Source organism: Streptomyces capoamus (assembly GCF_014654935.1).
Classification (GTDB): domain Bacteria; phylum Actinomycetota; class Actinomycetes; order Streptomycetales; family Streptomycetaceae; genus Streptomyces; species Streptomyces capoamus.
The window spans coordinates 136,999-138,853 of sequence record NZ_BNBF01000014.1; the positions used below are offsets into that span (position 1 = coordinate 136,999).

A 1,855-nucleotide genomic window follows, 5' to 3' on the forward strand; every position below is an offset into this window, starting at 1 on the left:
CGCGGGCGCCGCGGACATCCTGCAGCTGGCCGACGTACAGCTGTCCACCGGCGGCACCGGCGGTCCGGTGCCGCAGGACATGCTGACCCTGGTCGACAAGGGACCGAGCGGCTCCCCGACCGCCAAGGCGCGGGCCGGGTTCACCGGAAAGCGTGCCCTGCGCTACGCCGGCCGGCACACGGCGGGCGGCCGGGCCTACTCGTACAACAAGGTCTTCGACGTGAACGTGGAGGTGGGCCGCGACACCGAGCTGGCGTACCGCGTCTTCCCGTCGATGGCCGACGGCGACCGCGACTACGACGCCACGAACGTCTCCGTCGACCTGGCCTTCACCGACGGCACCTATCTGAGCGGCCTGGGCGCACTGGACAGCCACGGGTTCCCGCTCACCCCGCGCGGGCAGGGCGCGTCGAAGGCCCTGTACGTCGACCAGTGGAACAACGTGAGCGCGCGGATCGGCTCGGTGGCGGCCGGCCGGACGGTCGACCGGATCCTGGTCGCGTACGACTCCCCCGACGGCCCGGCGAAGTTCCGCGGCTGGCTGGACGACGTGACCCTGCGGCCGGTGGCGCCCGAGAAGCCGAAGGCGCACCTGTCGGACTACGCGCTGACCACCCGGGGCACCAACTCCAGCGGCAGCTTCTCGCGGGGCAACGACTTCCCGGCGACGGCCCTGCCGCACGGCTTCAACTTCTGGACCCCGGTGACCAACGCGTCCTCGCTGAGCTGGCTGTACGAGTACGCGCGTGCGAACAACGCCGACAACCTGCCGACGATCCAGGCGTTCAGCGCGAGCCATGAGCCGAGCCCGTGGATGGGCGACCGGCAGACCTTCCAGCTGATGCCGTCGGCCGCGTCCGGTGCCCCGGACACCGGCCGCGAGGCGCGGGAGCTGCCCTTCCGGCACGAGAACGAGACCGCACGGCCGTACTACTACGGGGTGCGGTTCGAGAACGGCCTCAAGGCCGAGATGACCCCGACCGACCACGCGGCCGTGCTCCGCTTCACCTACCCCGGAGACAACGCGAACGTCGTGTTCGACAACGTCACCGAGCAGGCCGGGCTGACGCTGGACAAGGAGCACGGGACCGTCACCGGTTTCTCGGACGTGAAGTCGGGCCTGTCCACGGGCGCCACCCGGCTGTTCGTGTACGGCGAGTTCGACAAGCCGGTCACCGAGGGCACGTCGAGCGGGGTGAAGGGGTACCTGCGGTTCGACGCGGGCGCCGACCGGACCGTCACGCTGCGCCTGGCGACCTCGCTCATCGGCACCGACCAGGCGAAGGAGAACCTGCGCCGGGAGGTCCCGGACGGCACCTCCTTCGACGCGGTCCGGGCGCGGGCCCGGCACACCTGGGACAGGCTGCTCGGCAAGGTCGAGGTGGAGGGCGCCACCCCGGACCAGCTGACCACGCTGTACTCCGGTCTGTACCGGCTGTACCTGTACCCGAACTCCGGCTTCGAGCGGGTCGACGGCAAGGACCGGTACGCCTCGCCGTTCTCCCCGATGCCAGGACCGGACACCCCGACCCGCACCGGCGCGAAGATCGTCGACGGCAAGGTGTACGTGAACAACGGCTTCTGGGACACGTACCGGACCACCTGGCCGGCGTACTCGTTCCTGACGCCGTCCCAGGCGGGCGAGATGATCGACGGGTTCGTGCAGCAGTACAAGGACGGCGGCTGGACCTCGCGCTGGTCCTCCCCCGGCTACGCCGACCTGATGACCGGCACCTCCTCGGACGTGGCGTTCGCCGACGCCTACGTCAAGGGCGTGAAGTTCGACGCGGCGGCGGCCTACGACGCGGCCGTGAAGAACGCCACCGTCGTCCCGCCGATGCCGGGCGTGGGCCGC

General features: G+C 70.9%; 1 protein-coding gene. It reads left to right on the plus strand.

Annotated features, from left to right (window positions below; translation table 11 throughout):
- The coding region (locus tag IE312_RS41310) for a glycoside hydrolase domain-containing protein (RefSeq protein WP_229900285.1) at positions 1 to 1,855 on the plus strand (1,855 nt) is incomplete at both ends.